General features: G+C 68.1%; 22 protein-coding genes. 18 read left to right on the top strand and 4 right to left on the bottom strand.

The features are described 5' to 3' along the window. Positions 1–2 precede the first annotated feature (2 nt). The 8 genes from N5K27_RS26815 to N5K27_RS26780 all read left to right on the top strand — a co-directional run bounded on the left by N5K27_RS26815 (position 3) and on the right by N5K27_RS26780 (position 8,229). Positions 3–1,295: a CoA transferase gene (locus N5K27_RS26815; RefSeq protein ID WP_279820551.1), complete on the top strand. Its 1,293-nt coding sequence runs from the start codon at positions 3–5 to the stop codon at positions 1,293–1,295. Continuing rightward, on the top strand, positions 1,292–2,473 hold the full coding sequence (locus tag N5K27_RS26810) for an acetyl-CoA acetyltransferase (protein ID WP_279820549.1): 1,182 nt from the start codon (positions 1,292–1,294) through the stop codon (positions 2,471–2,473). Before N5K27_RS26815 ends, N5K27_RS26810 begins: the two co-directional genes overlap by 4 nt. Next, positions 2,470–2,934, top strand: a complete 465-nt coding sequence (locus N5K27_RS26805; protein ID WP_279820547.1) for an OB-fold domain-containing protein — start codon at positions 2,470–2,472, stop codon at positions 2,932–2,934. Before N5K27_RS26810 ends, N5K27_RS26805 begins: the two co-directional genes overlap by 4 nt. Further along, on the top strand, positions 2,927–4,648 hold the full coding sequence (locus N5K27_RS26800; protein ID WP_279820545.1) for an FAD-dependent oxidoreductase: 1,722 nt from the start codon (positions 2,927–2,929) through the stop codon (positions 4,646–4,648). The genes N5K27_RS26805 and N5K27_RS26800 overlap by 8 nt, the downstream gene beginning before the upstream one ends. Further along, positions 4,635–5,777, top strand: coding sequence for a CaiB/BaiF CoA-transferase family protein (locus tag N5K27_RS26795; protein ID WP_279820544.1), 1,143 nt, complete (start codon positions 4,635–4,637; stop codon positions 5,775–5,777). Before N5K27_RS26800 ends, N5K27_RS26795 begins: the two co-directional genes overlap by 14 nt. A 58-nt stretch (positions 5,778–5,835) precedes the next feature. After that, the gene (locus N5K27_RS26790) at positions 5,836–6,525 is read left to right on the top strand and encodes a nitroreductase (RefSeq protein WP_279820542.1); all 690 of its coding nucleotides are present in this window, start codon (positions 5,836–5,838) and stop codon (positions 6,523–6,525) included. 85 nt (positions 6,526–6,610) lie between these two features. After that, complete coding sequence (locus tag N5K27_RS26785) at positions 6,611–6,922, top strand: helix-turn-helix domain-containing protein (protein ID WP_243724370.1); 312 nt, start codon at positions 6,611–6,613, stop codon at positions 6,920–6,922. Next, positions 6,919–8,229: a HipA domain-containing protein gene (locus tag N5K27_RS26780; RefSeq protein WP_279820539.1), complete on the top strand. Its 1,311-nt coding sequence runs from the start codon at positions 6,919–6,921 to the stop codon at positions 8,227–8,229. The genes N5K27_RS26785 and N5K27_RS26780 overlap by 4 nt, the downstream gene beginning before the upstream one ends. Before the next feature lie 3 nt (positions 8,230–8,232). Here the strand turns inward: N5K27_RS26780 and N5K27_RS26775 are convergent, their stop codons facing one another. Continuing rightward, on the bottom strand, positions 8,233–8,898 hold the full coding sequence (locus N5K27_RS26775) for a response regulator transcription factor (protein WP_279820537.1): 666 nt from the start codon (positions 8,896–8,898) through the stop codon (positions 8,233–8,235). 155 nt (positions 8,899–9,053) lie between these two features. Here N5K27_RS26775 and N5K27_RS26770 point away from each other — a divergent pair, with 155 nt between their 5' ends. Genes N5K27_RS26770 through tssA form a run of 5 tightly spaced genes read left to right on the top strand, consistent with a single transcriptional unit; the run spans position 9,054 to position 17,571 of the window. Further along, complete coding sequence (locus N5K27_RS26770; RefSeq protein ID WP_279820535.1) at positions 9,054–10,058, top strand: TraB/GumN family protein; 1,005 nt, start codon at positions 9,054–9,056, stop codon at positions 10,056–10,058. A 34-nt stretch (positions 10,059–10,092) separates the two neighbouring features. Continuing rightward, positions 10,093–11,514 carry a type VI secretion system baseplate subunit TssK gene (gene tssK, locus N5K27_RS26765; RefSeq protein WP_279820533.1) on the top strand — a complete coding sequence of 474 codons (1,422 nt, stop codon included), beginning with the start codon at positions 10,093–10,095 and terminating at the stop codon, positions 11,512–11,514. A gap of 28 nt (positions 11,515–11,542) precedes the next feature. Next, positions 11,543–12,880 (top strand): DotU family type IV/VI secretion system protein, encoded by a 1,338-nt coding sequence (locus tag N5K27_RS26760; RefSeq protein ID WP_279820531.1) that lies wholly within the window; start codon positions 11,543–11,545, stop codon positions 12,878–12,880. 4 nt (positions 12,881–12,884) lie between these two features. After that, complete coding sequence (locus tag N5K27_RS26755) at positions 12,885–16,454, top strand: type VI secretion protein IcmF/TssM N-terminal domain-containing protein (protein WP_279820529.1); 3,570 nt, start codon at positions 12,885–12,887, stop codon at positions 16,452–16,454. Positions 16,455–16,470: 16 nt separating this feature from the next. After that, positions 16,471–17,571, top strand: coding sequence for a type VI secretion system protein TssA (gene tssA, locus N5K27_RS26750; RefSeq protein WP_279820527.1), 1,101 nt, complete (start codon positions 16,471–16,473; stop codon positions 17,569–17,571). Positions 17,572–17,581: 10 nt separating this feature from the next. Here the strand turns inward: tssA and N5K27_RS26745 are convergent, their stop codons facing one another. Together N5K27_RS26745 and N5K27_RS26740 are read right to left on the bottom strand one after the other, a co-directional pair. Further along, positions 17,582–17,914 (bottom strand): helix-turn-helix transcriptional regulator, encoded by a 333-nt coding sequence (locus tag N5K27_RS26745; protein WP_087840929.1) that lies wholly within the window; start codon positions 17,912–17,914, stop codon positions 17,582–17,584. After that, a complete protein-coding gene (locus N5K27_RS26740) occupies positions 17,911–18,270 on the bottom strand; it encodes a type II toxin-antitoxin system RelE/ParE family toxin (RefSeq protein ID WP_087840930.1) in 360 nt (119 codons plus the stop codon). The genes N5K27_RS26745 and N5K27_RS26740 overlap by 4 nt, the downstream gene beginning before the upstream one ends. Before the next feature lie 241 nt (positions 18,271–18,511). Between N5K27_RS26740 and tssB the strand changes: the two genes are divergently transcribed. The 4 genes from tssB to tssE are packed head-to-tail and all read left to right on the top strand — an operon-like array spanning position 18,512 to position 21,528. Beyond that, positions 18,512–19,030 (top strand): type VI secretion system contractile sheath small subunit, encoded by a 519-nt coding sequence (gene tssB / locus N5K27_RS26735; protein ID WP_087840931.1) that lies wholly within the window; start codon positions 18,512–18,514, stop codon positions 19,028–19,030. Between the two features lie 26 nt (positions 19,031–19,056). After that, positions 19,057–20,544, top strand: coding sequence for a type VI secretion system contractile sheath large subunit (gene tssC / locus N5K27_RS26730; RefSeq protein ID WP_279820523.1), 1,488 nt, complete (start codon positions 19,057–19,059; stop codon positions 20,542–20,544). Positions 20,545–20,566: 22 nt separating this feature from the next. Beyond that, a complete protein-coding gene (locus tag N5K27_RS26725) occupies positions 20,567–21,061 on the top strand; it encodes a type VI secretion system tube protein Hcp (protein WP_087840933.1) in 495 nt (164 codons plus the stop codon). A gap of 35 nt (positions 21,062–21,096) precedes the next feature. Next, a complete protein-coding gene (gene tssE, locus N5K27_RS26720) occupies positions 21,097–21,528 on the top strand; it encodes a type VI secretion system baseplate subunit TssE (protein ID WP_279820521.1) in 432 nt (143 codons plus the stop codon). Here the strand turns inward: tssE and N5K27_RS26715 are convergent. After that, complete coding sequence (locus tag N5K27_RS26715) at positions 21,513–23,405, bottom strand: hybrid sensor histidine kinase/response regulator (RefSeq protein ID WP_279820519.1); 1,893 nt, start codon at positions 23,403–23,405, stop codon at positions 21,513–21,515. The two genes, tssE and N5K27_RS26715, sit on opposite strands and share 16 nt — an antisense overlap. A gap of 158 nt (positions 23,406–23,563) precedes the next feature. Between N5K27_RS26715 and phnD the strand changes: the two genes are divergently transcribed. Next, entirely contained in the window at positions 23,564–24,586 is a 1,023-nt protein-coding gene (gene phnD / locus N5K27_RS26710) for a phosphate/phosphite/phosphonate ABC transporter substrate-binding protein (RefSeq protein ID WP_279820517.1), read from the top strand. The last annotated feature ends 193 nt before the right edge of the window (positions 24,587–24,779 follow it).

Here is a 24,779-nt window from a genome sequence, read left to right as displayed (position 1 = left end):
GCATGCTGCACGACCTGGTAAGCGATTTTCCCGAATACGAAGCCCGCCCGGCGCAGGCGCCCCTTGCGCTCGCGGATGTACGGGTGGTCGATTTTTCTCATTTCATCGCGGGGCCGTTCGCCACGATGATCCTGGCCGACATGGGCGCGGAAGTCATCAAGATCGAAGCCCCGGTACGCGGCGACGATTTCCGCCAGTATCCGCCGGTCTACCCCGACATTGGCCAAGGCGCGCCCTTCCTGTGGAGCAACCGCAACAAGCGCAGCGTGGCCCTGGACCTGAAGTCCGCCGACGGACTGCGGATCGCCCGCGAACTGATCGCAGGCGCCGACGTGGTGGTGGAGAATTTTTCCACCGGCGTCATGGCGCGGCTGGGCCTGGACTATGCGACATGCCGCGCGGGAAATCCCGGCCTGGTGTATTGCTCGGTATCGGCCTACGGACGCGAAGGCGCGTTCGCCGACCGCCTGGGCTTCGACCCCATTGCCCAGGCCGAGAGCGGCTTCATCTCGATGAACGGCTATCCCGACCGCGAGGGCGTGCGTGCGCTATCTCCAGTCATGGACATCAGCACCGCGATGATGGCCGCCAATGCCATCCTGGGTGCGCTGGTCGCCCGCGGGAAGACCGGCCAGGGGCAAGTCGTGGAGGTCGCGCTGTTCGACAGCGCGGTGCTGATGACCGGCTACGCCACGCTGCAGCATGTGTTCAGCGGCGAGGAGCCGCGCCGCCATGGCAATACCAGCCCCGACACTTGCCCGTCGGGCGCGTTTCAGGCGCAGGACCGCACCTTCTACATCAACTGCGGCAGCAACAAGATCTTCCAGCGCCTGATGGCCCAGGTGCTGGAGCGCCCCGACCTGGCTGAACATCCTGACTATGCCAGCGGCGCGGCTCGCAGCCAGCGGCGAACCGAGCTGTTCGCCATCCTGGACGAGGCGTTTTCGCGGCAGCCTTGGACGCACTGGCAGGCGCGCATGCGCGATGCCGGCGTTCCTTGTGGGCTGGTGCGGACCGTAGGTGAGGCCGTGCGTTCGCCCGAGGCGCGCGAGCGCAAGCTGCTGACGCGCGTTCCCCACGAACGACTGGGCTGGGTCCCGAACCTGGCGCTGCCCATACGTTATTCGGCTACGCCGCTGGCAGATCCGGTACCGGCGCCGACGGTGGGGCAACATACCCACGAGGTCCTGCGTGACGTGCTGGGCTACGACGCCGCCCGGCTGGCCGCCTGCGAAGCGGCCGGCGCCTTCGGATCGCGGCCCCGACGGGCCGAGACGGCGGATGCGCCGTCATGAGCGACCGCAGCCTGAAAGGCCGGGTCGCGGTGGCTGGCATAGGCGAGTCCCGGTATTACAAGCACGGGCAGTCTCCCGACGCCGAATTCAAGCTGGCCCTGCAAGCGATCCTGGCCGCCTGCCGCGATGCCGGCATCGCTCCCGCCGACATCGACGGCTTCGCCTCGTACGGCAATGAACGCAGCGACGCCTCACGCCTGGCCGCCGCGCTCGGCATGCGGCAACTGCGGTCGGCCACCCTGCAATGGGGCGGAGGCGGCGGCGGGTGCTGCGCGGCCGTGGCCAATGGTGCCGCGGCGATCCGCGCGGGCATGGCGGAGTGCGTGGTGGTGTTCCGATCGCTGGCGCAGGGGGAACAGGGCCGCTATGGCCAGGCCGCCGACCTGGCCACGGTGTCCGGCGAACGCGCCTACCTCATGCCCTACGGCGTCCTGGCACCGCCGCAGCGCTTCGCGATGCGCGTGCGGCGCTTCATGCACGACCACGGCGTGCGCCAGGAAGCCATGCGCGCCATCGCGCTGGCTTCCTACCGGCATGCGCAGTCGAACCCCCGCGCCGTCATGCACGGCAAGCCGCTGGACGAAGCCCGCTACGACGCTTCGCGCTGGATCGTCGAACCCTTTCGTCTGTACGACTGCTGCATGGAGAACGATGGCGCCGCCGCCATCGTCCTCGTGGATGGCGCACGCGCCCGTGACTTCCCCCACAAGCCCGTCTATCTGTTGGGCGCGGCGGCCGGGTCCGGCTACCGGGCGGGTGCCGATCCACACAACTCGCCCAACTACGCCAGCGCCAACTTCGGCACGCTGGCGCCGGACCTTTACCGGATGGCAGGCCTGGGGCCGAATGACGTCGGCGTGGTGCAAAGCTACGAGAACTTCACCGGCGGCGTCGTCATGGCACTGGTCGAGCATGGCTTCTTCCGCGCGGAAGAAGCCAATACGTTCCTGACGCTGGACAATCTGTCCGCGCCCTCGGGGTGCCTGCCCCTCAACACCAGCGGCGGCAATCTGGCCGAATGCTATATGCACGGTTTCGAGCTGGTCATCGAAGCGGTGCGCCAGGTGCGCGGCACGGCGACGCTCACGGTCCAGCGCAATGACGTCGCACTGGTGACCGGCGGCCCCATGGTCACCCCCGCCAGCAACCTGCTGCTGGGATCGGAGGCTACGCTATGACCGTTTTCACGCCCGGACCGCATTACCTGCCTGGCGGCCTGCCCATCCCCACGGCAGAGCCGGACGGGCTCTCCGCGCGGTATTGGCAGGGCCTATGCGAAGGCCGGCTGCTGGTCCAGCATTGCCCTCACTGCGGCACGTGGCAATTCGGCCCGGAATGGCTGTGCCACCGCTGCCAGCGCTTCGATCCGGACTGGCGCGAGGTCGAGCCTCTTGGCCACATCTACAGTTGGGAACGGGCCTGGCATCCAGCCCATCCGGCGCTCAGGCAGCATGGCCCCTACCTGGCCGTGCTGGTAGAGCTGCCGCAGGCGGGCGGGGTACGCATGGTGGGCAACCTGCTGGGCGACGCCATGCAGGAGGTCGAGATTGGCGCGCCGGTCGCGGGTGTATTCGAGCACCATCGCGAAGCCCGTCCGTCCTATTCCCTTCTCCACTGGCGCGTGGCGTGCCATGCATGACGACGCGCCCCCCGACGACGAAACGTACGACCTGGTCGTGATCGGCGCCGGCGCCGCGGGCATGACCGCGGCGCTCACGGCCGCCCTGCACGGATTGCGCGTGGTGCTGTGCGAGGCATCGGATCAATTGGGCGGCACGACCGCCACGTCGGCCGGCACCTTGTGGGTGCCCGGCAATGGCCACGGCATCGAAGCAGGCCATGACGACACGCGCGAAGCCGCCGCGCGCTACCTGGAGGCCCTGCAAGGCCCCGACGACGCGCACGGGCTGCGACGGGCCTTCCTGGACACCGCAGCCGAGGCCATCGACTTCCTGGAGCGGCATTCCAGCGTGCACTTCCAGAGCGCCGGCAGGCATCCGGACTACATGCCGCTGCCCGGCGCGGCGGAAAGCGGGCGGGCGTTGTCACCGGTGGAGTTCGACGGGCGCCTTCTGGGCAGCCACTTCGCCCGGGTGCGGCCGCCCATGCCCGACTTCATGGTGCTGGGCGGCATGATGCTGGGCAAAGCCGACGTACAGGCGCTGATACGGCGGTATCGGTCGCCGCGTGCCTTCGTCCGTTCGGCGCGCCTGCTGGCGCGTCATGCGGTCGACCGCCTGCGCTATCCACGCGGCACACGGCTGGTGCTGGGCAACGCGCTGGTGGCGCGCCTGTACGACAGCCTGCTGCGCACGGGCGTGCCCGTGCGGTTCGGGTGCGCCCTGGCATCGCTGGTGCGACAGGAAGGCCGCGTCGTTGGCGCCACGGTGGTCTCCGGCGGCCGGATAGACCGCCTGCAAGCCCGGCGCGGGGTCGTGCTGGCAACGGGCGGTATCGGACATGGCAGCGCGCTGCGGCGGCGACTGGGCATCGACCCCCGGATCGAATCCTTGGCGTTTGCGGGCGTGCGAGGCGACGGCATAGACGCAGCCCTGGCCGGCGGTGCGGCACTGACATGCCATCTGCCCGCGCTGTTCTGGCAACCCGTATCGCGCGTACCCGATGGAGCCGGCGGCTATCGGCTGTTTCCCCACTTGTACCTGGACCGCCCCAAGCCAGGGCTAATTGCCGTCGATGCGCACGGCCGGCGCTTCGTCAATGAAGCGTCGTCGTATCACCATTTTTCCGAGGCGATGCTGGCGCATCCGGACACGGCCATGCCGTGCTATCTGATCTGCGATGCGGACTTCGTGCGCCGCTACGGTCTGGGCGTGATCCCGCCCGGCACCCGGCGCACCGGGCCTTGGGAACGGCGCGGCTACGGCCTGCGCGCCGCCACGCTGACGGAGCTGGCCGGCCGCCTGGGCATCGAGGCCGAGGCGCTGAGCGAGACTGTCGCGGCCAATAACCGCCACGCCCGCGAAGGCGTCGACCCGGATTTCGGCAAGGGGAGCACGATCTTGAACCGCTTCAACGGCGATCCGTCGCACCAGCCGAACCCCTGCCTGGGCATCATTGCCCGGCCGCCATTCCATGCCTTGCCGGTGTGGCCCGCCGATGCCGCGTCGAGCGCGGGACTGGCCACCGACGCGGACGGCGTCGTCCTGGACGAAGCCGGACGGGGCATCGCCGGCCTATATGCCTGCGGCAACGACATGGCTTCGGTCATGCGCGGCGCGTATCCTGGTCCCGGCACGACGCTGGGGCCCGCCATCGTCTTCGCCTACCGGGTGGGCAGGCATGCCGCCCGGACCGTCTCGCCCGCACACGAGGAACGCCATGCGCCTGCCTGATCCACCCGACGCTGCCCCCGGCGGCCCTCTGGCCGGCCTGCGTGTAGTCGAGTTTGCCGGCATGGGCCCGGCGCCATTCGCCTGCATGTTGTTGGCGGACATGGGCGCCGAGGTCGCCACCATCACCCGGCCCGATACGCCCGCGACCGACCCGCGTCAGATCGCCGGCCGCGGCCGCCTCGTGGTACGTGCCGACCTGAAATTGCCCGACGCGCGCGACCGGGTCCTGGCCTTGCTCGACACGGCCGACGTGCTGGTCGAGGGCTTCCGGCCTGGTGTCATGGAACGCCTGGGACTCGGCCCCGATGCCGTCGCCGCGCGCAATCCGCGCCTGGTCTACGGACGGATGACCGGGTGGGGCCAGCACGGTCCGCTGGCACAGGCGGCGGGACACGATATTAACTACATCGCCCTCAGCGGCGCCCTGCACGCCATCGGACCGGCGGGCGGGCCGCCGGTCGTGCCGCTGAATCTGGTGGGCGACTATGGCGGTGGAAGCCTGTACCTCGTGACGGGCATACTGGCCGCGCTGCACGAGGTACGCCGCTCTGGCCGCGGCCAGGTGGTCGACGCCGCCATCACCGACGGCGTACTGTCGCTGATGAGCCAGTGCCTGTCCGGCGCGCTCAAGGGTACATATATCGAACGGCGCGGCGTCAACCTGCTGGACGGTAGCGCCCCCCATTACGGCGTCTATGCCACGGCCGACGGCGGCTACATGGGCGTGGGGCCGCTCGAGGCGCCGTTCTTCGCACAACTGTGCGAGCGGCTGGGCGTCGACCCGGCGCTGCGCGATGCCCGGGACGATCCCTCGCGGTGGCCGGCGTTGCGGGCCGAACTGGCCGCCTGCTTCGCCCGCAAGACCCGCGACGAGTGGGCCCGGCTCTTCGCAGGCAGCGATGCCTGCGTCACGCCGGTGCTCAGCCTGACGGAAGCGGCGGCGCACCCTCATCACCTCGCGCGGCGGGCCTTCGTCGACGTGGGCGGGATACGGCAACCGGCGCCCGCGCCACGGTTCTCGCGCACGTCGTCCGCGCCCCGGCCCGCGCAGGACACGGAGATCGAGGCATTGATGGAACGATGGCTCCTCGAACGTCATGACAACTCCCTCGCCGGGCCCGTCGTATGATGAACAGCCTCGCCCGCATGCCGCGGGACACGGGTAACACCAGTTCGGAAAACGCTTCATGACCCACGACGCCGACGACTACGCCTCTCTCTCCCGCCTGCTGAACGACCGCTGGAGCTGCCGCGGCTTCCTGCCCGAGCAACTGCCCCGCGACACCATCCAGCGCATCCTGGCGCTGACGCAGCGCACGGCGTCCTGGTGCAACACCCAGCCCTGGGAAGTGATCGTGACGGCGGGCGCGGGCACGGAGCGGTTCCGGCGGGCCTTGTTCGACCACGTGATGTCGCGGCCGCAGGCGCATTCCGATTTCCCCTTCCCGCGCGAGTACCCCGGCGTCTACCGGGAACGGCGGCGGGAGTGCGGCTTCCAGCTGTATGACAGCGTGGGCGTGCAGCGCGGCGACCGCGAGGCCTCGGCCCGGCAGGGGGCGGAGAATTTCCGCTTCTTCGGCGCGCCGCATGTGGCCATCATCACCACGCCCGAGGCGCTGGGCGTGTACGGGGCCGTGGATTGCGGCGCCTATGTGGGCAATTTCATGCTGGCGGCGCGCAGCCTGGGCGTGGCGACGATCGCGCAGGCCGCGCTGGCGGAGTATTCGGGCTTCATCCGCGAGCACTTCGGCATCGGGCAGGATCGCCAGGTGGTCTGCGGGATTTCGTTCGGCTTCGCGGATCCGGGCCACCCCGCCAACGCCTTCCGCACGTCGCGGGCGGAGGTGGACGACGTTGTCAGGTGGATGGAGGAGTAGAAAATCCTCACGGTCCTAAGGATTCTTCCGTAATTCCGAGTTCATCATAGAAAATCCTTAAGTTCATGAGGATTTTCTTGTCAAATTGGGCATACTGATCAAGAATCCTTTTGACCGTGAGGATTTCATGAAAATTACGCTCGCCGACGCAACCAGCCTTGGCCCGATAGTACGTGCCGTCCGCAAAGCTCAGGGCATCCGCCAGGACGATGCCGCTGGAAGTGTGGGTGTAAGCGAGAATTTTCTGAGCAAGATCGAGCGCGGCGGCGAAACCGCGCAGTGGGGAAAGCTCTTTCAGGTCCTCGACGGACTGGGGATCCGAATCATCCTCGATCTACCAGAAGATACCGCAGATCGCCTTTCGGCTTCGTTCGGAAGTGATGCCCAAAAACCATGAGCAGACGCACGCTCATTGCCAGCATCAACGGTCGCCGTATCGGTGAACTTTGGGAGCAGGATGGCCTGTGGGCTTTCCAGTACGACGCGGCCTGGTACGCCGACAGCAATGGCTATCCATTGAGCCCCCACCTTCCATTGCAGCGTGCCCCGTTGATCGACGGCGCGAGCAAGCGTCCGGTGCAATGGTATTTCGACAATCTATTGCCGGAAGAAGGCCAGCGCGTCTTGTTGGCCGCCGACGCCCACATCGATGCAGCGGATGCGTTCGGGTTGCTAGGCTATTACGGTGCGGAATCCGCGGGCTCTGTCACGCTGGAAACAGGTGTCGCACCGGACACCGGTATTCCCGAGGGGCTGAAGCCGCTGCCCGACAGCGAGCTGTCACGCCGGATCCGTCAGTTGCCTCGCGTTGCACTGACCCATGGGTCGAGCAAACGGATGTCCCTGGCCGGAGCGCAGCACAAGCTTGCCGTCGTACTGCGCAACGACGAACTTTATGAGCCATCGGGTTCACTGCCTTCGCTCCAGATCCTGAAACCCGAACACGTGGATCCGGCCTATCCGCATTCCGTCGCCAACGAATGGTTCGTCATGCAGTTGGCATCCAGGATGGGGTTGGACGTACCGACCGTACGGCGACGCTACGTTCCTGAACCGGTCTATGTCATCGACCGGTTCGACCGCGTCTCGACCAGCGGAGCCTGGGAACGACGTCACGTCATCGATGCCTGCCAGCTTCTGGGACTGGACCGCACGTTCAAGTACGCGCAGGGCAGTCTCGAGAATCTCGCGCGCCTGGCCGACGCGTGTCGAAGTTCCGCCATCACGCGTACGCGGCTCTATTCATGGCTGGTCTTCAACATGCTGACCGGGAACGGCGACGCACACCTGAAGAACCTGAGCTTCTTCGTGTCGGCCTCTGGCGTACAGTTGGCTCCGCACTATGACCTCGTCAGTACCTCGGTCTACGATACGCCAGCCTTTGACGGGCGAGACTGGCCCGATGCGACGCCGTTGGCCTGGCCGTTGCTGAATGCTCGAAGATTCGCGGAAATCGACCGGCCGTTGATGATTGAAGCAGGCACGGCGCTGGGCATTCGCCGAAACACGTCGACAAGACTGCTGGATGTTCAACAGCGCAGCGTGGTGAACTCGGCCGTCTTGCTGTATGAGGCATTCCTGGCCGATGCGAATGATCGAATACACGCTCAACCTGCGCTTCAAGCCGTGATCGCCGGCGAGGCTCGCTGCCTGCGCGCCATCGTTTACAACGTGATCAAGGAAATGGCCGAGCGCCTGGCCTGAACGCTACAGCCCCGCCAGCCCGCGCGCCGCGACTACCGCCTCGGTGCGGTTGCGCACGTCCAGCGCGCGGAAGATGGCGGCCAGGTGGATCTTGACGGTGCCTTCGCTGATGCCCAGGTCGCGGGCGATGAGCTTGTTGGGCTTGCCCTGGGACAGCAGGCGCAGCACGTCGATCTGCCGCTCGGTCAGCAGGCCCCGCAACTGGTCCAGCGAGGTGGAGCGGGCGCCGCCGGCGGCGTCCGCCGCGGCCGGGGGCGCGCCGGCGGGTTGGTGGGGCATGCCGGACAGCATCATCTGCGGCACGAAGACGCCGCCGGCCAGCACCAGCCGCACGGCCGAGAGCATGACGTCGGGCGAATAAGCCTTGGGAATGAAGCCCAGGGCGCCCAGGTCGATGGCGGCGCGCATGACGTCGGGATCCTCGACGCCGGACAGCACGATGATGGGCAGCGCGGGCAGGCGCTCGCGCAGCTCGGCGATGTGGCTGTAGCCCTCGGCGCCGGGCATGGTGAGGTCGATCAGGGCCAGGTCGAGATCGTCGGTGGCTTCCCGCCTGAGGTCTTCGACCTTGAGCGCCATCCTGAATTCGACGTCGGGCCCGAGTTCGGCCAGTTTTACCTTGACGGCCTCGATGACCAGCCTGTGGTCATCGGCGATCAGGATCTTCATGTTTCCCCCATATTCCCTGACACCGTAAAGATAGTCGGCCCGCCCGCGCTAGGCAAGGACCGGCGGCTTGCACCAACGATATAGGCCGCTCGGAATATGGCCCGGACATACCCCGTCTGAAAGAATCGCCTTCACTTTCTACGAGGACGCGGACCATGGGACTGCACACCCGCCCCCCGTGCCGGTCCATGCCAGGGTTATGGTCGGCGCTGCGGTCGTTGTGGCTGGCGCTGGCATGCGCCGCGGGAGTGCCGGCGTTCGCGTCCGCGCAGCCGGGCACGGCGCCGCGCGAGGACGATCCGCCGGCCGAGGCCTGGCGCCAGTGGCGCAGCGTCCTGTTCCGGGTACAGGCGCCCTCCCTGCCCTCGGCCGTGCCGGATGGCGCGGCGGCGGAGCCGGTCAATTTCATTTTCGGCACCATCCATTTCGGCGACCCCGAGGAGCTGGCGTTGGACACCGGCGTGATGCGGGAGGCCATGCGCCATACGCGGATGCTGGTCAACGAGGTGGACAACGACGCCCACTGGGATGCCTCGAAGGAGCGCTACCGGCTGCTGGCCGACCAGGCCGGCCTGCCCGGCCTGATCGGGCCGCAGGCGTATGCCGAGCTGCAGCGCCTGCTGCCGGGGGTGCCGCCGGCCCTGTTGCACCGCTTGAAGCCGTGGGCCGCGCTGGCGCTGCTGGAGGCGCGCGGCGAGGTGGCGGGCGAGCAGACGCTGGACCGGCGGCTGGAGCGCTGGGCGACCGACATGCAGTTGCGCACCGAGCACCTGGAAACGCTGGACGAGCAGCTGGCGGCGCTGGACTGCGTGCCGTCGGCCGAGCAGGCGCTGGTGCTGAAGCAGCGTTTGCAGACCCCCTGGCTGTTCAGCGAACAATCGGCCCGGGTGCTGGAGTACTACCGCAGCCGCAACCTGGCGGCCTGGCTGGACGAGATCGACGCGATGGTGGGGCTGGACGCGCGTGCCCGCCCCATCGAGGAGAGGGCGCGGCGCTGCCTGATCGAGGCGCGCAACGAACGCTGGCTGCCCAGGCTGGACGAGCTGCTGAGACAAGGCGGCATGTTCGTGGCCGTGGGCGCCATTCATCTGACGGGAGCCGCCGGCCTGCTGGAGCGCCTGCGCCAGCGCGGCTTCCTGATCGTGGCGGAGCCGCTGTGAACGGACGGCGGCAAGCCATGGGGAGGACACCGGAATGTTGAACCGACAGCAGGTTTTCTGGGGCCAGGGCGCGTTCCTGGCCCCGCAGCATCTGCAATGTCACGAGGAATGGGCGCGGGCCTACGGGTGGGCCTTGCACGGCCTGCACGCGCCTTATCCGCGCGGCTTCGAGGCGCTGGAACTGGACGAGCAGGCGCTGGCGGGCGGGGTGGTGCGGATCGCGCGCTATGCGCTGCTGACGGCCGAGGGCCGCTGGGTGGGCGGCGGCTCGGCCGGCGCGCCGCAGCCGGGCAATGCCCAGGTTCCCGAGCGCAGCCTGCTGGAGATGACGGTGGCGGGCAACGACCCGATCTCGCTCTACCTGGTGCTGGCCCGCGACCCCACGGTGCAGGGGCTGGCGCCGGAGCAGAAGTCGCTGTTGCCGGCGCGGCATGCGTTGCGCACGGAACACGTGGCCGATCCCTTCGATCCGCAGGCGCCCGCGGTGGACGTGGATTTCGTGGACTGCCAGCCGCGCATCGTGTGCAGCCTGGACGAGCATGCCGAGGCGGTGCTGGGCAGCGCGGAGTCGTGCAAGTTCGCCGAGATCCTGCCCAACGGCCCGGGCCGCTTCAAGCTTTCGCAGGACTACGTGCCGCCGCTGGTATCGCTGGACGCCTCGTCCAACCTGGCGCGCTGGACGCGCGCGCTGCGCGACCTGGTGGTGTCGCGCGGCCAGGATTTCGCCTCGGCCAAGCGCCAGCGCGGCATACGCGCGGCCTCGACCAGCGCGCAGGAAGTGATGCGGGTGCTGATGATGCAGACCTTCGCGCGCTACATCCCGCTGTTGCAGGAGCACGTGCGGCTGGGCATGGTGCCGCCCTGGCAGCTGTACCAGGACCTGCGGCGGCTGGTGGCCGAGTTCTCGGTGTTCTCGGAGGAGATCGGCTATGCCGGCGGCATGCAATCGAATCCCGCCGAAACCGAGCTGCCGGTGTACGACCACGACGACCTGCGGCGCTGCTTCAAGCTGGCCTTCGCGCGCGCGGAAACGCTGATCAAGGCGCTGACGGTGGGCGCGGAAGTGGGCATCACGCTGGCCTACGACGGCCGCTTCCACAAGGCCGACCTGCCGGCCAGCCTGTTCGCGTCGGACAAGACCCGTTTCTACCTGGCCTTCGAATCGCTGGTGCAAGGCATGGAGCTGGCCCAGCGCCTGCAGCGCACCGGCAAGATCGCCTCGAGCGAGGAAATGCCGCGCCTGCTGCAGGCGGCCCTGTTCGGCCTGAAGATCGACCTGTTGCCGGTGCCGCCCGAGGAGCTGCCGCAGAAGACGCCGAACACGACGTATTTCCTGATCGATACCCGGCACCAGTTCTGGCAGTTCATCAAGGACCGGCGGAACATCTCGATCTTTTCCGATCTCCCCGCGGACGAGACGGTCATCAAGCTGTTCCCCGTCGGCGCAGAAGAATAGCAACAAGCGCCCAACCAGGAGTCATCCAATGGCACGCCTGCTGGATTTCTTTTCACCGGTCTTCTCGTTCGGGCTGGAGCTGGACGAGCGGATCGCCGCCGGTACGGCCGGCAACGGGGCCGCCGAGGTGCAGGAACACGCGCGCAAGCTGATCGCGGCCGCGAAGGCGGCGGCGCTGGCGGCCGGCAAGCGGCCCGAGCACGTGGAGTCGGCCTGCTTCGCGGTGGTGTCCTGGTTCGACGAGATCGTCACGCGCAACCCCGCGTACTGGAACAGCGTGACGCCGCTGCAGGTCGCGCTGTTCAACACCAACAACGCCGGCAACGAGTTCTTCCACCATCTGTCCATCCTGAAGTCGGACGAGGACGAGGTGCGCGAGGTCTACTACCACGCGCTGCTGCTGGGGTTCGTCGGCCAGTACTACTTCGAGACCGGCGACACCGGCGAGCTGGGCAAGCTCAAGGAATTGCACGGACGCCAGTTGCCCGTGCCGCCGGCGGCCCTGCACACGCTGCGCGAGGAACCCATCACGCCGCAGCCCTACCTGATGAAGGATCCGTCGGGACCGCGCTATCCCAAGCAGTGGGACAAGCTGCTGCTGAAGGCCGGCGCGGCGGTGGCGCTGCTGATCCCGATCGGCTATCTGCTGTGGCTGCTGGTGGCGGGCCCGCGCGAGACCGGGCCTTCGGTGGCGGATCTGGTGCAGGGGCAATTGCAGACCTACGCCTGCTCGGAGCTGGACGCGCGGGTGGCCGACAGCGGCGCGACGGCGGTCAGCGGCTTTGTCTCGCGGCCCGAGGACATCGCCCGGGTGCAGACCGACATCGCCGCCATCAAAGGCGTGAAGTCGCCCACTTTCGACGTCAAGGTGCGCATCTGGCCGCACTGCGAGGTGGTGTCGCTGCTCAAGCCCTACCGTGCCCGCAACCTCGATCGCCGGCACGGCCTGCAGGTCACCCCCACCACCGGCCACTCGGACCGCTTCACCGAAGGCGAACGCGTCACGGTCAAGCTGGGCCAGGCCGACTACGACGGCTACCTGTACGTGGACTACTACACGGTGGACGGCTCGGTCATCCACCTGTACCCCAACAAGCGCGAGCCGGAGAACGGCCGGCTGATACGCGCGGGCGAGCAGTTCAACGTGGGCGAGAAGATACCCGAGGGCTGGATCGTGGGGCCGCCCTTCGGCCAGGAGCTGATCACGGTGGTCAGTTCGCCCACGCCGCTGTACGCGGCGGAGCGGCCCGAGTACGAGCCGGCCTCGGCCTACCTGCCCAAGCTGCGCGAGTTCCTGGACGCGCACCGGGGCAACGACAAACTGGCCGCGAATTTCCTGTTCCTGCAAACCGAACCGAAGCGGTGACGCCATGAGCTTCCTCGACCGTATCGCCCAGCCGCTGGAACGCCTGCCCGGCATGAAGAAGCGGCCCGTCCGCGTGGCCACCGCCGTCGTCCTGCTGCTGGCGATCGCCGCGCTGGTCGTGCTCGCGGCCACGCTGGTGCTGCCGCTGCTGCCCGCCCGGTTCTGGCAGGTACTGGCCCTGTGCCTGGTCGCCTTCGCCGTGCTGTGGTGGTTCGCCTCGGGCGCCAAGCGGTTCTCGCGCCGGGGCTTCGCGCGCAAGCGCATCGGCGACCTGGGCCCGGGCAACCCGGAGGACGAGAAGGTGGCGCTGGAGCGCATGCGCGCCGCCATCGCCCAGGCGCGCCAGGCCATCCAGCGTTCGCCCGAGATCGGCAAGGGCCGCGATCCGCTCTACCGCATCCCCTGGATGCTGTTCGTGGGCGACGAGCAGGCGGGCGTGGACGGCCTGCTGCGCGCCGCCAACCGGGTCTCGCCCTTCCCGCCTCCCGATCCCCAGCCCGACGGTTATTGGCGATGGTGGTTCTTCAAATCCATGATCGCGATCGAGACGCCGCCCTCGGCGGTCTGCGACGCCTCGGCCCGCGTGGAGCGGGGGCTGTGGTACCAGGCGCTGATGCTGCTGTCCACCGAACGGGACAAGCTGCCGCTGAACGGCATCGTCGTGTGCATGGGGGCGCGCACGCTGCTGGGCGGACCGGATGCCGTGCGGCCGGTGGCGATGCAGCTGCGGCGGCTGGTGGACGAGGCGCTGGAACATCTGCAGGTGCAGCTGCCCGTCTATCTGGTGGTGACCGGGCTGGACCGGATGCCCGGCTACGGCGCCTTCGCCGCTGCCGTGCCGGAACAGGCGCTGGCGCAGGCGGTGGGGCACCGGCTGTCGGATACCGAGGAAATCAGCGCGGCCACCGGCGGCAAGCTGGAAGAGCTCTACACGCCCATCGTGCAGCGCCTGCACGCGCTGCGGATCACCGCGCTGCGCGGCCAGGTCACGCCGGCCGGACGCCGGGCCATCTATGAATTCGTCGAGCACGTGCGCGCGCTGGAGCCCGGCCTGGCGACCCTGGTCGGCCTGATGCTGGAAGACAATCCCTTCCAGCGCACGCCCCGCTGGCGCGGCCTGTTCCTGACCGGGTCGCCGCCGGATACCGCCGCGGGCAAGAGCGGGGTGGCGGGCGGGTTTCTGGACGATCTCTTCACCCGCTTCCTGCCCGCCGACCAGCCGCTGGCCTCGCCCAGCTTGCGCGGCAACGCCGGCAAGATGGCGATCGCGGCGGTGGGCGTGGGCGCGATGCTGGGCTTGTCGGCCATGCTGAGCTACGGCTTCGCCAACGCCCGGCAGGACGACGGCAAGCTGCTGGCGCAGACGCAGACGGCCTGCCGCGAACCCAGCGACGCGGTGGCGGCGGCGCGCATAGGCTGGCTGGCCCGCTGCGGCCGGACCATCGAGCAGTTGGAGGTGGCGCGCGCCGAAACCGGCCTGGGATTCGGCCTGCGGCGGGCCGACTCCGACATCGAGCGGATGAAGGAACAGGTGCTGCGCGATTTCTCCAACCTGATCCTGGCGCCCTACGACCAGATCATCGAGACCGACCTGGCGCGCAACCAGGCCGGCCTGGAACACCTGCTGGCGGTGTCCCAGCGGCTGCGCATGCTGGACCATTGCCGCCGGCAGAGTGACGCATGCCAGCAGGAGGCGGCGAACAACCTGGCCTTCGACCAGAATGCGAGGCTGTTCAGCCCTTTTGTCTCGGGTGAGCAGGACGCGCGGGCCGATCGCGAACACGCCGCCGCCCTGCTCACCACCTACATGGGCTACCTGCGCTGGCAGCAATCGGCCACGCTGGACGCGGAAGCCCAGCGCCTGCGCGCGCTCCTGGCCCGCCTGCTGGCGGCCCATACGCCTCGTCCGGACGACGTGCGCGCCTGGGCCGACCAGCGGCGCGACCCGATCGTCCTGACCGCCTTCTGGCTGCCGCCCGACCGCGTGGTGGGCGTGGAGGCGGCCGCCATGCCTCAGGTGTCGGCCGCGTTCACGCGTCAAACCTGGCGGGACGTGCTGGCCCCGCTGCTGCGCACCGCCGCCGACGCCGTTCCCGAGCGCAAGCCTGTCCTGGAAACGTTCCGAGCCCAGTACTTCAGCGAGTACTTTCGCGCATGGGGGCGTTTCCAAGCCAGGTTCTTCGAAGGCACCGCGCTGTGGCGCCCCCAGCTCGACGCCATGGGCAAGCGCGCGGGAACGGCCGAGGATCCGTACGCGCTGCTGGCCGCCGCCACCGACCGCGAGCTGCAAGGGCTGGACCTCGCGCTGCCCCTGGGCACGCGCTGGACCCGGGCGTGGGCCCGCGCCAAGGATGATTGGCTGGGCGCCTGGCGCCCCCTGGGAGGCTTCCTGGCCGATGCCGTGGCCGGGATGTTCGGCCGGTGGTGGGGCGCCGAGCCCATCCAGCCCCCCGCCTGGCTGCTGGCCGAGATCGATACCACCGAACGCGTGCTGCGCCCCCAGCGGCCGGACTACGCGCGCGCCTACCTGCGCCTGCGCGCCGACGCCAGCGGCCAGGAAGCCTACGACATCGCGGCCGAGCTGTTCCGCGCCAAGGGCGCGCCGGCCCAGCCGCCCGCCGCCGACTACGCCGCCCTGCTGTCTTCCGTGGACAAGCCGGGAGAGCAGTTCGCCGCCGTTTTCAAGGGCGACGACCTGGCCGCCTGGTCCGTGGTGCAGGGGCCGTCGCGGCTGCTGCTATACCTGACCGTGCAGCGCGCCGGCCAGTTCGTCCAGGCCCGGTGGAACGAAAGCGTGGTCGCCGCGCTGCGCGGCATGCCCCCCAAGGAACAGGCGGATGCGCTGTACGGCGAACAGGGCCGGCTGACGGCATTCGTGAAGGACTGGCTACAGCCTTTCATTACCGAACGCGAACGCACGCCCACGCGCATCGCCGGTATCGGCCTGCCGCTATCGCCCGCCTACCAGGGCATGGTCGCGGCCGAACGGCGCATCCTGTCGACCCAGGTCAACAAGCCCTTTCTTGCCGGCAGTTTCCAGTTCTCGCAGCCCACGCGCATGGGTGCGGCCAGCGAAGGGCCGCAGGGCACGGTGCTGGAAGTGGTCTGCCGCGAGCGCACCTACCTGGCATCGACCCGCGCGGAATCCCTGGCCGAGGCGACGGCCCAGGTGTTCTGGTCGCCCGACAGCTGCATCGAGGCGCGCCTGCACATCTCGCTGCCCGTGCCGCCGGAGGCGCCCGTTGCCGCCGCGCCCGGCGCGGTGCCCGCGGCCGTTCCCGCGCCCGCGCCCGCGCCTGCCCTGGGGCCCCGCCTGACGCTGATCTATCCCGGCGCCGAGGGCTTCGCCACCCTGATCGCCGATTTCCGTTCGGGCTCGCACGCCTTCCGGCTGCCCGATTTCCGCACTTCGTACGGGCCCATCCAATGGAAGGAGCTGTCCGCCCGGCTGGCCCAGCAAGGCTTCACCGAGGCCCGGGTCTTCATGGACGTGCGCCCGTCCGACGAGATGCTGCGCTTCCTGAACGCCCGGACCGAACCGGCCGCCGCACTGCCGACCTCCATCCTGGAATGACGACCCGGAGACTCCCATGGCCATCGATATCGCCGAACTGATGCAACCCATCGCCGGGGGCGACCCTTGCGGCGAGGACGCCTCGTTCTCGGACACCTACGACCGCATCCGGGAAGCGCGCCGCGCGGACGATGCGTCGCTGTCGCAGGGCGACTGGCAGACCGAGCTCAAAACCGCCGACTGGCGGGCCGCCGCCGAACTGGCCGCCGAGGTGCTGCAAAGCCAGAGCAAGGACCTGCAGGCCGCCGTCTGGCTGGGCGAGGCCCTGATCGCCCGCCACGGACTGGCTGGCGCGGCCGATGCCATGGACGTGCTGCACGGATTGCTGGACACCTACTGGGACGGCCTGCATCCGCGGCCCGATGGCGACGACCTGGAAGAACGCGCCAGCAAGCTGGCCTGGTTCAACGTCTACGGCGGATTGGCCCTGAAAAAGGCGCCGCTGACCGCTTCCGCGCCCTATGTCACGCTGATCGACTGGCAGGACTCGCGCGAGGTGGACAACCTGGCGCGCCAGAACGCCGCCGCCTACCAGGAGGCCCTGGACGCGGGCAAGCCCACGGGGGAGTCGGTGGACAAGGCCATCGAAGGCAGCGGCCCGGGCTTCGTGTCGGACACCCTGGCCGCCGTGGACGCGGCGCAGGCCGCCTTCGACCGTTTGCAGGCGCTGGTCGACCAGCGTTTCGGCCGCCAGGCGCCCAGCCTGGCCGACCTGGGCGACGGGCTCAAGCGCGCGCGCCAGGTGCTGGGGCGGGCGGCGCAGAACCTGGGGATCGCGCCCCGACACGGACAGGAGGCCGGCGAAACCGCGGTCGTCGTTCCCACGGTGCCTGCCGCGACGCCGGCGCCCGCGTTGCAGGCCATGCCGGCGGCCGCGGCCACGATGGCCGTGCCGCGCGTGGTGGTGGATTTCCAGGCCCGCGCCGAGCTGCTGCGCACCGTGGGCGAGATCGCCGCCCACTTCAAGCGCGTGGAGCCGCACAGCCCGGTGTCCTTCCTGCTGGAACGCGCGGTGAGCTGGGCCGACATGCCGCTGGATCAATGGCTGGCGGAGGTGGTGAGCGACGATTCGGTGCTGGGGGTGATACGGGATCGGATAGGGGTGCCGCGGGGGTGACGGGCCTTCTTCAGGCCACGACGACTTGCGTGTGCCCCGCCGCCTGACGCCTGGTTTTCCGGACGACGATATCCACGTCGCGGCCCAGCCTGTTCAGACATTCGATCATCTTCGCCTGACTGATGCCTCGGAACTTCCCTCGCAGCATCTCGGACAGCTTCGGTTGCGGCATGCCCAGGATGTTGGAGGCCTGCTGCTGCGTCAACTTGCGATCCATTAGGATCTGCGAGATCTCTCTGACCAATTCGGCCTTGACGAGCATGTCGGCGGCGTCCGGGTACCCCAGATCCGAGTAGACATTTTCCGTGCCTTGCTCAATAGGGAAATCCTTGGTGTCATTCATGCTCTGGCCTCGTACTCGTCCACACTCTTCAACCGAGCCCTGATCAGTTCGATGTCCGGCCTGGGCGTGGCAATACCACGCACGGACTTCTTCTGAAAACAATGTAGTACATAGACGGCCGACGGATAACGGATCGTATAGACAGCACGGTAAGTGTCGCCCAGGAAATCTTCGACTACCTCGAGCACACCGGAGCTGCCAAACCCCTTGAGCGGCTTCGCCTGCGGGTGCTTCTGGCCGCCCTGGGCCAGGTAGAGGGCATAGCCAAACATATTCTGCACGGCTTCCGGCATCGCGCGAAGGTCTTTTCTCGCGGACGCGATCCATCGCAGCGGCTTCAACTCGATCACCCTCATTAATTATACCTATTTATAGATATTCGACGAGATCTCGCTATCCGTTCGATCATATGAATCCATAACGTCGCCGCCCACACCACGCTGGACAATTCCGTCCTGCCTCGCAGGCAGCATTCACCCCCTACCCCTTCCGGCCTATCTCCACGTCTGGCCGTCTGGCTACTACCACCGCCGGCCCCGCCTTTCTAGACTGCACCGCATTCCCGTTCGACCGCCGGCTACGCCAAGGAGAGCGATCATGGCCAAGAAGGAAAGCACCCAGCACAAGCTCGACCGTGTCCGCGCGCCCCGGGTCCAGCTGACCTACGACGTGGAGATCGGCGACGCCATCGAGAAGAAGGAACTGCCTTTCGTCGCCGGCGTGCTGGGCGATTTCAGCGGCAAGCCCGAGGAGCCCCTGCCCCGGTTGAAGGACCGCAAGTTCGTCAACATCGACAAGGACAACTTCGACGACGTGCTCAAGGGCATGAAGCCGCGCCTGCAATACCAGGTGGACAACAAGCTGACCAACGACGGATCGCGCATAGGCGTGACGCTGAATTTCAAGAGCCTGGCCGATTTCGAGCCGGAGAAGCTCGTGCAGCAGATCGAGCCGCTACGCAAGTTGCTGGAAGCCCGCCAGAAGCTGGCCGACCTGCGCAACAAGATGGCCGGCAACGACAAGTTCGAGGAATTGCTGAGCGAGGTGCTGCAAAACACCGACAAGATCGCCCAGTTGTCCAGGGAAGTCGCGAAAGACGACACCCCCGAAGCCTGACGCACCGTAGCCACCGGAGAACGCCCATGGCCGACACCCAGCAACAAGGCGCGGCGCCCGCCGCTGCCGCCGAAGCCGAGTCCGCTTCGCTGCTCGATTCCATCCTGTCGCAAAGCCGCATCGCCCGCTCCGATACCGAAAAGGAACGGGCGCGGGACCTGATCGCCGAGCTGGTCGGCCAGATCGCCGACGGCGAGGTGACGATCTCGCGCGACGCCATCGCCTCCATCGACGCGCGCATCGCGCAGCTGGACGCGGTGCTGTCCGACCAATTGTCGGCCGTCATGCACGCGCCCGAGTTCCAGCAGCTGGAAGGCAGCTGGCGCGGACTGAAGTACCTGATCGACAGCTCGGAGACCAGCACCACGCTGAAGGTCAAGCTGTTCAACGCCAGCAAGAAGGAACTGGTGAAGGACCTGAAGAGCGCCTCGGACTTCGACCAGTCGGCGCTGTTCAAGAAGGTGTACGAGGAAGAGTACGGCACCTTCGGCGGGGCGCCCTTCGCGACGCTGATCGGCGACTACGAGTTCACGCGCCATCCCGAGGACATGTACCTGCTGGAGGAGATGTCGCACATCGCCGCCTCGGCGCATGCGCCCTTCCTGTCGGCCGCCTCGCCCGAGCTGTTCGGGTTCGAGAGCTTCACCGACCTGGCGGGGCCGCGGGACCTGGCCAAGATCTTCGACACGGTCGAGTACGCCAAGTGGAAATCCTTCCGCGCGTCGGAGGACGCGCGCTATGTCGGGCTGGCCATGCCGCACGTACTGGGGCGCCTGCCCTACGGCCCGGACACGGCGCCGGTGGAGGCCTTCAACTTCCAGGAAGACGTGACCGGCAAGGATCACTCCAAGTACCTGTGGAGCAACGCCGCGTACTCGCTGGGTGCGCGCATCACCGATGCCTTCGCCCGCTACGGCTGGTGCGCGGCGATCCGCGGGGTGGAAGGCGGCGGACTGGTCGAGGGGCTGCCCACGCACACCTTCGCCACCGACGACGGCGAGGTCGCGCTGAAATGCCCGACCGAGATCGCCATCACCGACCGGCGCGAGAAGGAACTGGCGGACCTGGGCTTCATCCCGCTGGTGCATTGCAAGGGCACGGACTACGCGGCGTTCTTCTCGACCCAGTCGGCGCAGAAGGCCAAGGAATACAACACCGACGCCGCCAATGCCAATGCCCGGCTGTCGTCGCAGCTGCAATACATCTACGCGGTCAGCCGCATCGCGCACTACCTGAAGACGATGATGCGCGACAAGATCGGCAGCTTCGCCTCGAAGGCCAGCGTCGAGACCTACCTGAACAACTGGGTCGCGCAGTACGTCCTGCTGGACGACATGGCCTCGCAGGAACGCAAGGCCCAGTTCCCGCTGCGCGAAGCCCGTATCGAAGTGGCCGAGATACCCGGCAAGCCGGGCGCCTACAAGGCCGCCGCCTTCCTGCGCCCGCACTACCAGCTGGACGAACTGAGCGTCTCGCTGCGCCTGGTGGCCGAACTACCGCAGTCGGCCCGCTAATTCACCACGAGGAGTCTGAATCATGGCATTCGACGCATTCATCCAGCTTGAAGGGATCAAGGGGGAAAGCACGGACGAGAAGCACAAGGACTGGATCGAGATCCAGAACTACGGCTTCGGCGCGTCCCAGCCCCAGTCGAACACCGCATCGTCGTCGGGCAACCTCGGATCGGCGCGGGTCGAGGTGAAGAACTTCACCTTCCTGCACAACCTGGACATCGCCAGCCCCAAGCTGTTCGAATACTGCTGCACCGGGGCCACCATTCCCAAGGCGACCATCACGCTGAACCGCGCCGGCGGCCAGAAAGAGAAGTACATGGAGTACAAGCTGACCGACGTGATCGTGACCTCGGTCAACCGCGACGGCGCCTCGGACAACACGCAGGACGTACCGCTGGAAGCCGTTGCGCTGGGCTTCGGCAAGATCGAGATGACCTACAGCAAGATAGGCATCGACGGGAAGTCGTCGGGCAACGCGTCCGCGGGCTGGGACCTGAAAAAGAACGTGAAGGTGTGATGGACGGCGGACGGGCAACCGTCCGCCGGCCCTGAATGAAGAGCCTGATCGAACGCCTGGAATCGGCGTCGCCGGACAGCGGCCGCGCCGATATCTACGCGCTGCGCGAGGCCGTCTCGCGCGACCTGGAAGCGCTGCTGAACACGCGCTCGGAAGGCGCGCGCCTGATTCCGCAAGCCTATGCCGAATGCCGCAAGTCGTCGCTGACCTACGGCATTCCCGATTTCTCGTCCTATAGCCTGCTCAGCCCGCACGATCGCGACCGGATACGGCGCGCGCTGGAGGCGGCCATTACGCAGCACGAGAGCCGCCTCTCCCGCGTCAGGGTGGGGCTGGAGGCTCCCCGCCAGTACGAGCGCGTGCTGCGCTTCAAGGTGGATGCCCTGCTGTCGCTGGGTCCCGACCGCGAGAAAGTGCAGTTCGACGCGGTGCTGCAGCTCAACACCCAGGCCTATGCCGTCAAGTAGCGGTCGCCACGCGCATCGCGCAGCACGGTCGCCAGCGCCTGCCTGAGCACTTCGCTGGTCACCGGTTTGTGCAGCACCGCGACACCGGCCTCGGCGATCTCGCGCAGCCGGTCCGGCTTGGTCTCGCCGGTGACCAGCAGGCGCGCCGCGCGGCGGCCGCGCATGCCGGGATGCGCGTCGAGCGCGCGCAGCACCTCGAGCCCGTTCTCGCCATCGCGCAGCAACAGGTCGGTAATGACCACGTCGGGCGGCCGCGTCCACTGCTGCGCCAGCGCCAGCACCTGCGACCGGCTTTCGGCCACGGCCACCTCGGCGCCCCAGTTGCGCAGCACCAGCGACAGCCCTTCGAGGATATTGGGCTCGTCGTCGATCACGAGCATGAACATGCCAGTGAAGTCCACCTTGGCGCCCTGCGCCGGGCAGGGCGGCGGTGCCTCGGCGGGGGCCGCCTGCGGCACGACTACCGACACCACCGTGCCCCGGCCCACGCGGGATTGCAGCCGCAGCGGCATGTGCAGCAGGTCGCACAGGCGGCGCACCGTGGCCAGGCCCAGGCCCAGCCCGCGCGATCCACGCGAACTGGACGCGTCCACCTGGTAGAACTCCTCGAATACCTTTTGCTGGTGCTCGGGCGCGATGCCCACGCCCGTATCCCACACGCCTATGCGCAGGCCTCCCGCGCCGTCCCGCCGGGCGCCGACCAGCACGCCGCCCTGCGTGGTGTGGCGCAGCGCGTTGCTGACCAGGTTGTTCAGGATGCGCGACAGCATGACGTAGTCGCAATCGACCCAGGCGTCGGTCTTGCGCACGACCAGCCGCAGCCCCTGTTCCTCGGCCTGGGGGCGGAAGTTGCGGCTGATGTCGTCGAACAGGCGATCGAGCGGGAACACGGCGCGCTGCACGCGCACCGCGCCCGCGTCGATCTGGGACAGGTTGAGCAGTTCGGAGAACAGGCGGTCCAGCGAATGCACGCACTCCTGGATGGAGGCGATGCAGGCCAGGCGCGGCGGGTCGGTCTCGTCCGAGCGCAGGGCATCGGCGAACAGCGTGAGCGCATGCAGGGGCTGGCGCAGGTCGTGGCTGGCCGCGGCCAGCAGACGCGTCTTGCCCTGGTTGGCGGCTTCCAGCTGGGCGTTTTTCAGGGCCAGTTCCTGGGTGGCCTGGGCGATCTGGCTCTCCATGGTCTTGCGGCTGTCCGCCAGCGCCTGGGCCGCCACCTTGAACCCGTGCTGCAGGCGGCCGACCTCGGCGGTGGCGCCGGTCTCGACCTCGACCTCCTCGCCCTCGCCCAGCCGGTCGACGACCTCGGCCAGCTTGCGTATGGGCGCGCTGATGCGCCGGGCCGCCCACCAGCCGGCGATGCCCACGCCCAGCAGGCTGGCGCCCAGCAAGGCGGCCAGGGTGGACCACAGGTTGCGGCGCGCCGCGGCGATGGATTCCAGGTCGAATTCGACCATGACTTCGCCGGCGCGCGCCGATTCTTCGCTATCTATGGGTTCGAGCACCTCCAGTCCCGGCGGATCGGTGGGCTTGGTCCAGAACCCCGACTGGGCCACGATCTCGCCATCCAGGGTGCGTATCTGCACCTGCCTGACGCCCGGCTGCTGGCTGCCCACGCGCGCGGCGTTGAGCAGCGCGCGGCGGTCCATGCGCATCAGCGGCGTGCGCGACAGCGTGGCAACCTGCCGGGCCACCGCCCGCGCGTTGTTCTCGGTCAGCTCGGTCAGCTCGGTCAGGTGATGGCGGGCCAGCACCGACATGGCCAACAGGATGGCCACCGCGGCCGGCACCAGGCTGAGCAGCATCAGCCGCACGGCAAGCGGCACGCTGCCGACGGAGCGGCGGGAAAGATCGGCGAGACGCGACGGCGCGGCCATGCGGAGACGGATAGTGAAGGTCTCGTGATTGTGGATAGCCCCGTTCGCCAAGACAAGCGAATTCGATTCTTGCAGATTCTGTTGCCAAATATGTCGTCTCTTTCTGTCCGCGCGGGTTGGTGCGATGATCCGATGCCCCGATTCACGCTCCCGTTACCGTGTCCACGCTCGCCCAGTTCCTCGTCCGCCGGATGTCGTTCGCGCTGCTGCTCGCCAGCATCACGCTGGCCGTCCTGCCGGGCATGTCGTGGGCACAGGAGGCCGCGCTGCGTTTCGGCGTGCTGCCGCTGGGCGGCGCGCTGGAATCGCGCCAGGACTGGAAGCCGCTGCTGGACGACATGGGCGCCTCGGTGGGCCGGCCCGTCGTCGCCCTGTCCTTTACTTCCTACGAAGGCCTGCGCCTGGCCATGCAGGAAAACCGCGTGGACCTGGCCTTCGTGTCGGGCAAGCTCGCACTCGAAGCCGTGCTGCAATACGGGATGACGGTGCTGAACCAGGTGGTGCGGCCGGACGGACTGCCCGGCTACCGCTCGGTCCTGATCGTGCGCAAGGACGGCCCCATCCAGAGCCTGGACGACGTGCTGAACCAGCCCGGCAAGTGGCGCCTGGGCATGGGCGAGACGCAATCGATGTCGGGCTACGTCATTCCCCAGCTGCAGTTGTTCGCGCCCCGCGGCATCGCGATCGAACGCCATTTCCCCAGCGAACTCGTGGACGGCCACCAGGGCACGGCGCTGGCGGTGGCCAACGGCGATGTGGACGTGGCCACCAACAACACCGCCGACCTGGATCGCTTCCGCTCCCACTTCCCCCAGGAAGCGGCGAAACTGAAGATCATCTGGGAATCGGACCTGATTCCCCATGGCGCCATCGTCATGCAACGAGGCTTCCCCGACGCGATGCGCGACAGGGTCCGCACCTTCCTGAGCGGCTACGGCCATGGCGCCGGCGCGCGCGCCGACGCCGAGCGCGTGGTGCTGGGCCGGCTGCACGGACTGGCCGGCTTCCCGCTCGCCGACAACCGGGTGCTGGTGCAGGTATTGCGATTGGAATACCAGCTCGCGCAGCGCCAGGCCCTCCAGGGCCAGTGGGTCTCGGAACAGGCGCGGCAATCCCGGCTGGCGCGGCTGGCCGCCGAATATGGAGAACAACAGCAGCGGCTCGCGGCCTCTTCTCCCTAGGGCCGCCTCCCGCTGAAGGGAGGCTCGCACAGGCCGGGGATGGGTCCTACGCCCTAAGTGGTATGGAACGGACGCCGGCGCGGCGTCACACTGCATGGCCAGGATCCTGTCGGGAGAAGCGCCATGACGCCCGAGACCAGCCACGTTCGTGTGGCCCCGCCCCGGGGGCTGACCATGACGGCCGCCGCCGGTG

Source organism: Pigmentiphaga sp. GD03639, from assembly GCF_029845405.1.
Taxonomy (GTDB): domain Bacteria; phylum Pseudomonadota; class Gammaproteobacteria; order Burkholderiales; family Burkholderiaceae_B; genus Pigmentiphaga; species Pigmentiphaga daeguensis.
This window is presented reverse-complemented; position numbering and strand designations above follow the sequence as displayed.

What these genes read in the sequence shown, in the direction of transcription:
- N5K27_RS26815 (WP_279820551.1), top strand. Translation starts at nt 3, where the DNA reads ATGCTGCACGACCTGGTAAGCGATTTTCCCGAATACGAAGCCCGCCCG.
- N5K27_RS26810 (WP_279820549.1), top strand. Translation starts at nt 1,292, where the DNA reads ATGAGCGACCGCAGCCTGAAAGGCCGGGTCGCGGTGGCTGGCATAGGC.
- N5K27_RS26805 (WP_279820547.1), top strand. Translation starts at nt 2,470, where the DNA reads ATGACCGTTTTCACGCCCGGACCGCATTACCTGCCTGGCGGCCTGCCC.
- N5K27_RS26800 (WP_279820545.1), top strand. Translation starts at nt 2,927, where the DNA reads ATGCATGACGACGCGCCCCCCGACGACGAAACGTACGACCTGGTCGTG.
- N5K27_RS26795 (WP_279820544.1), top strand. Translation starts at nt 4,635, where the DNA reads ATGCGCCTGCCTGATCCACCCGACGCTGCCCCCGGCGGCCCTCTGGCC.
- N5K27_RS26790 (WP_279820542.1), top strand. Translation starts at nt 5,836, where the DNA reads ATGACCCACGACGCCGACGACTACGCCTCTCTCTCCCGCCTGCTGAAC.
- N5K27_RS26780 (WP_279820539.1), top strand. Translation starts at nt 6,919, where the DNA reads ATGAGCAGACGCACGCTCATTGCCAGCATCAACGGTCGCCGTATCGGT.
- N5K27_RS26775 (WP_279820537.1), bottom strand. Translation starts at nt 8,898, where the DNA reads ATGAAGATCCTGATCGCCGATGACCACAGGCTGGTCATCGAGGCCGTC.
- N5K27_RS26770 (WP_279820535.1), top strand. Translation starts at nt 9,054, where the DNA reads ATGGGACTGCACACCCGCCCCCCGTGCCGGTCCATGCCAGGGTTATGG.
- tssK (WP_279820533.1), top strand. Translation starts at nt 10,093, where the DNA reads ATGTTGAACCGACAGCAGGTTTTCTGGGGCCAGGGCGCGTTCCTGGCC.
- N5K27_RS26760 (WP_279820531.1), top strand. Translation starts at nt 11,543, where the DNA reads ATGGCACGCCTGCTGGATTTCTTTTCACCGGTCTTCTCGTTCGGGCTG.
- N5K27_RS26755 (WP_279820529.1), top strand. Translation starts at nt 12,885, where the DNA reads ATGAGCTTCCTCGACCGTATCGCCCAGCCGCTGGAACGCCTGCCCGGC.
- tssA (WP_279820527.1), top strand. Translation starts at nt 16,471, where the DNA reads ATGGCCATCGATATCGCCGAACTGATGCAACCCATCGCCGGGGGCGAC.
- N5K27_RS26745 (WP_087840929.1), bottom strand. Translation starts at nt 17,914, where the DNA reads ATGAATGACACCAAGGATTTCCCTATTGAGCAAGGCACGGAAAATGTC.
- N5K27_RS26740 (WP_087840930.1), bottom strand. Translation starts at nt 18,270, where the DNA reads ATGAGGGTGATCGAGTTGAAGCCGCTGCGATGGATCGCGTCCGCGAGA.
- tssB (WP_087840931.1), top strand. Translation starts at nt 18,512, where the DNA reads ATGGCCAAGAAGGAAAGCACCCAGCACAAGCTCGACCGTGTCCGCGCG.
- tssC (WP_279820523.1), top strand. Translation starts at nt 19,057, where the DNA reads ATGGCCGACACCCAGCAACAAGGCGCGGCGCCCGCCGCTGCCGCCGAA.
- N5K27_RS26725 (WP_087840933.1), top strand. Translation starts at nt 20,567, where the DNA reads ATGGCATTCGACGCATTCATCCAGCTTGAAGGGATCAAGGGGGAAAGC.
- tssE (WP_279820521.1), top strand. Translation starts at nt 21,097, where the DNA reads ATGAAGAGCCTGATCGAACGCCTGGAATCGGCGTCGCCGGACAGCGGC.
- N5K27_RS26715 (WP_279820519.1), bottom strand. Translation starts at nt 23,405, where the DNA reads ATGGCCGCGCCGTCGCGTCTCGCCGATCTTTCCCGCCGCTCCGTCGGC.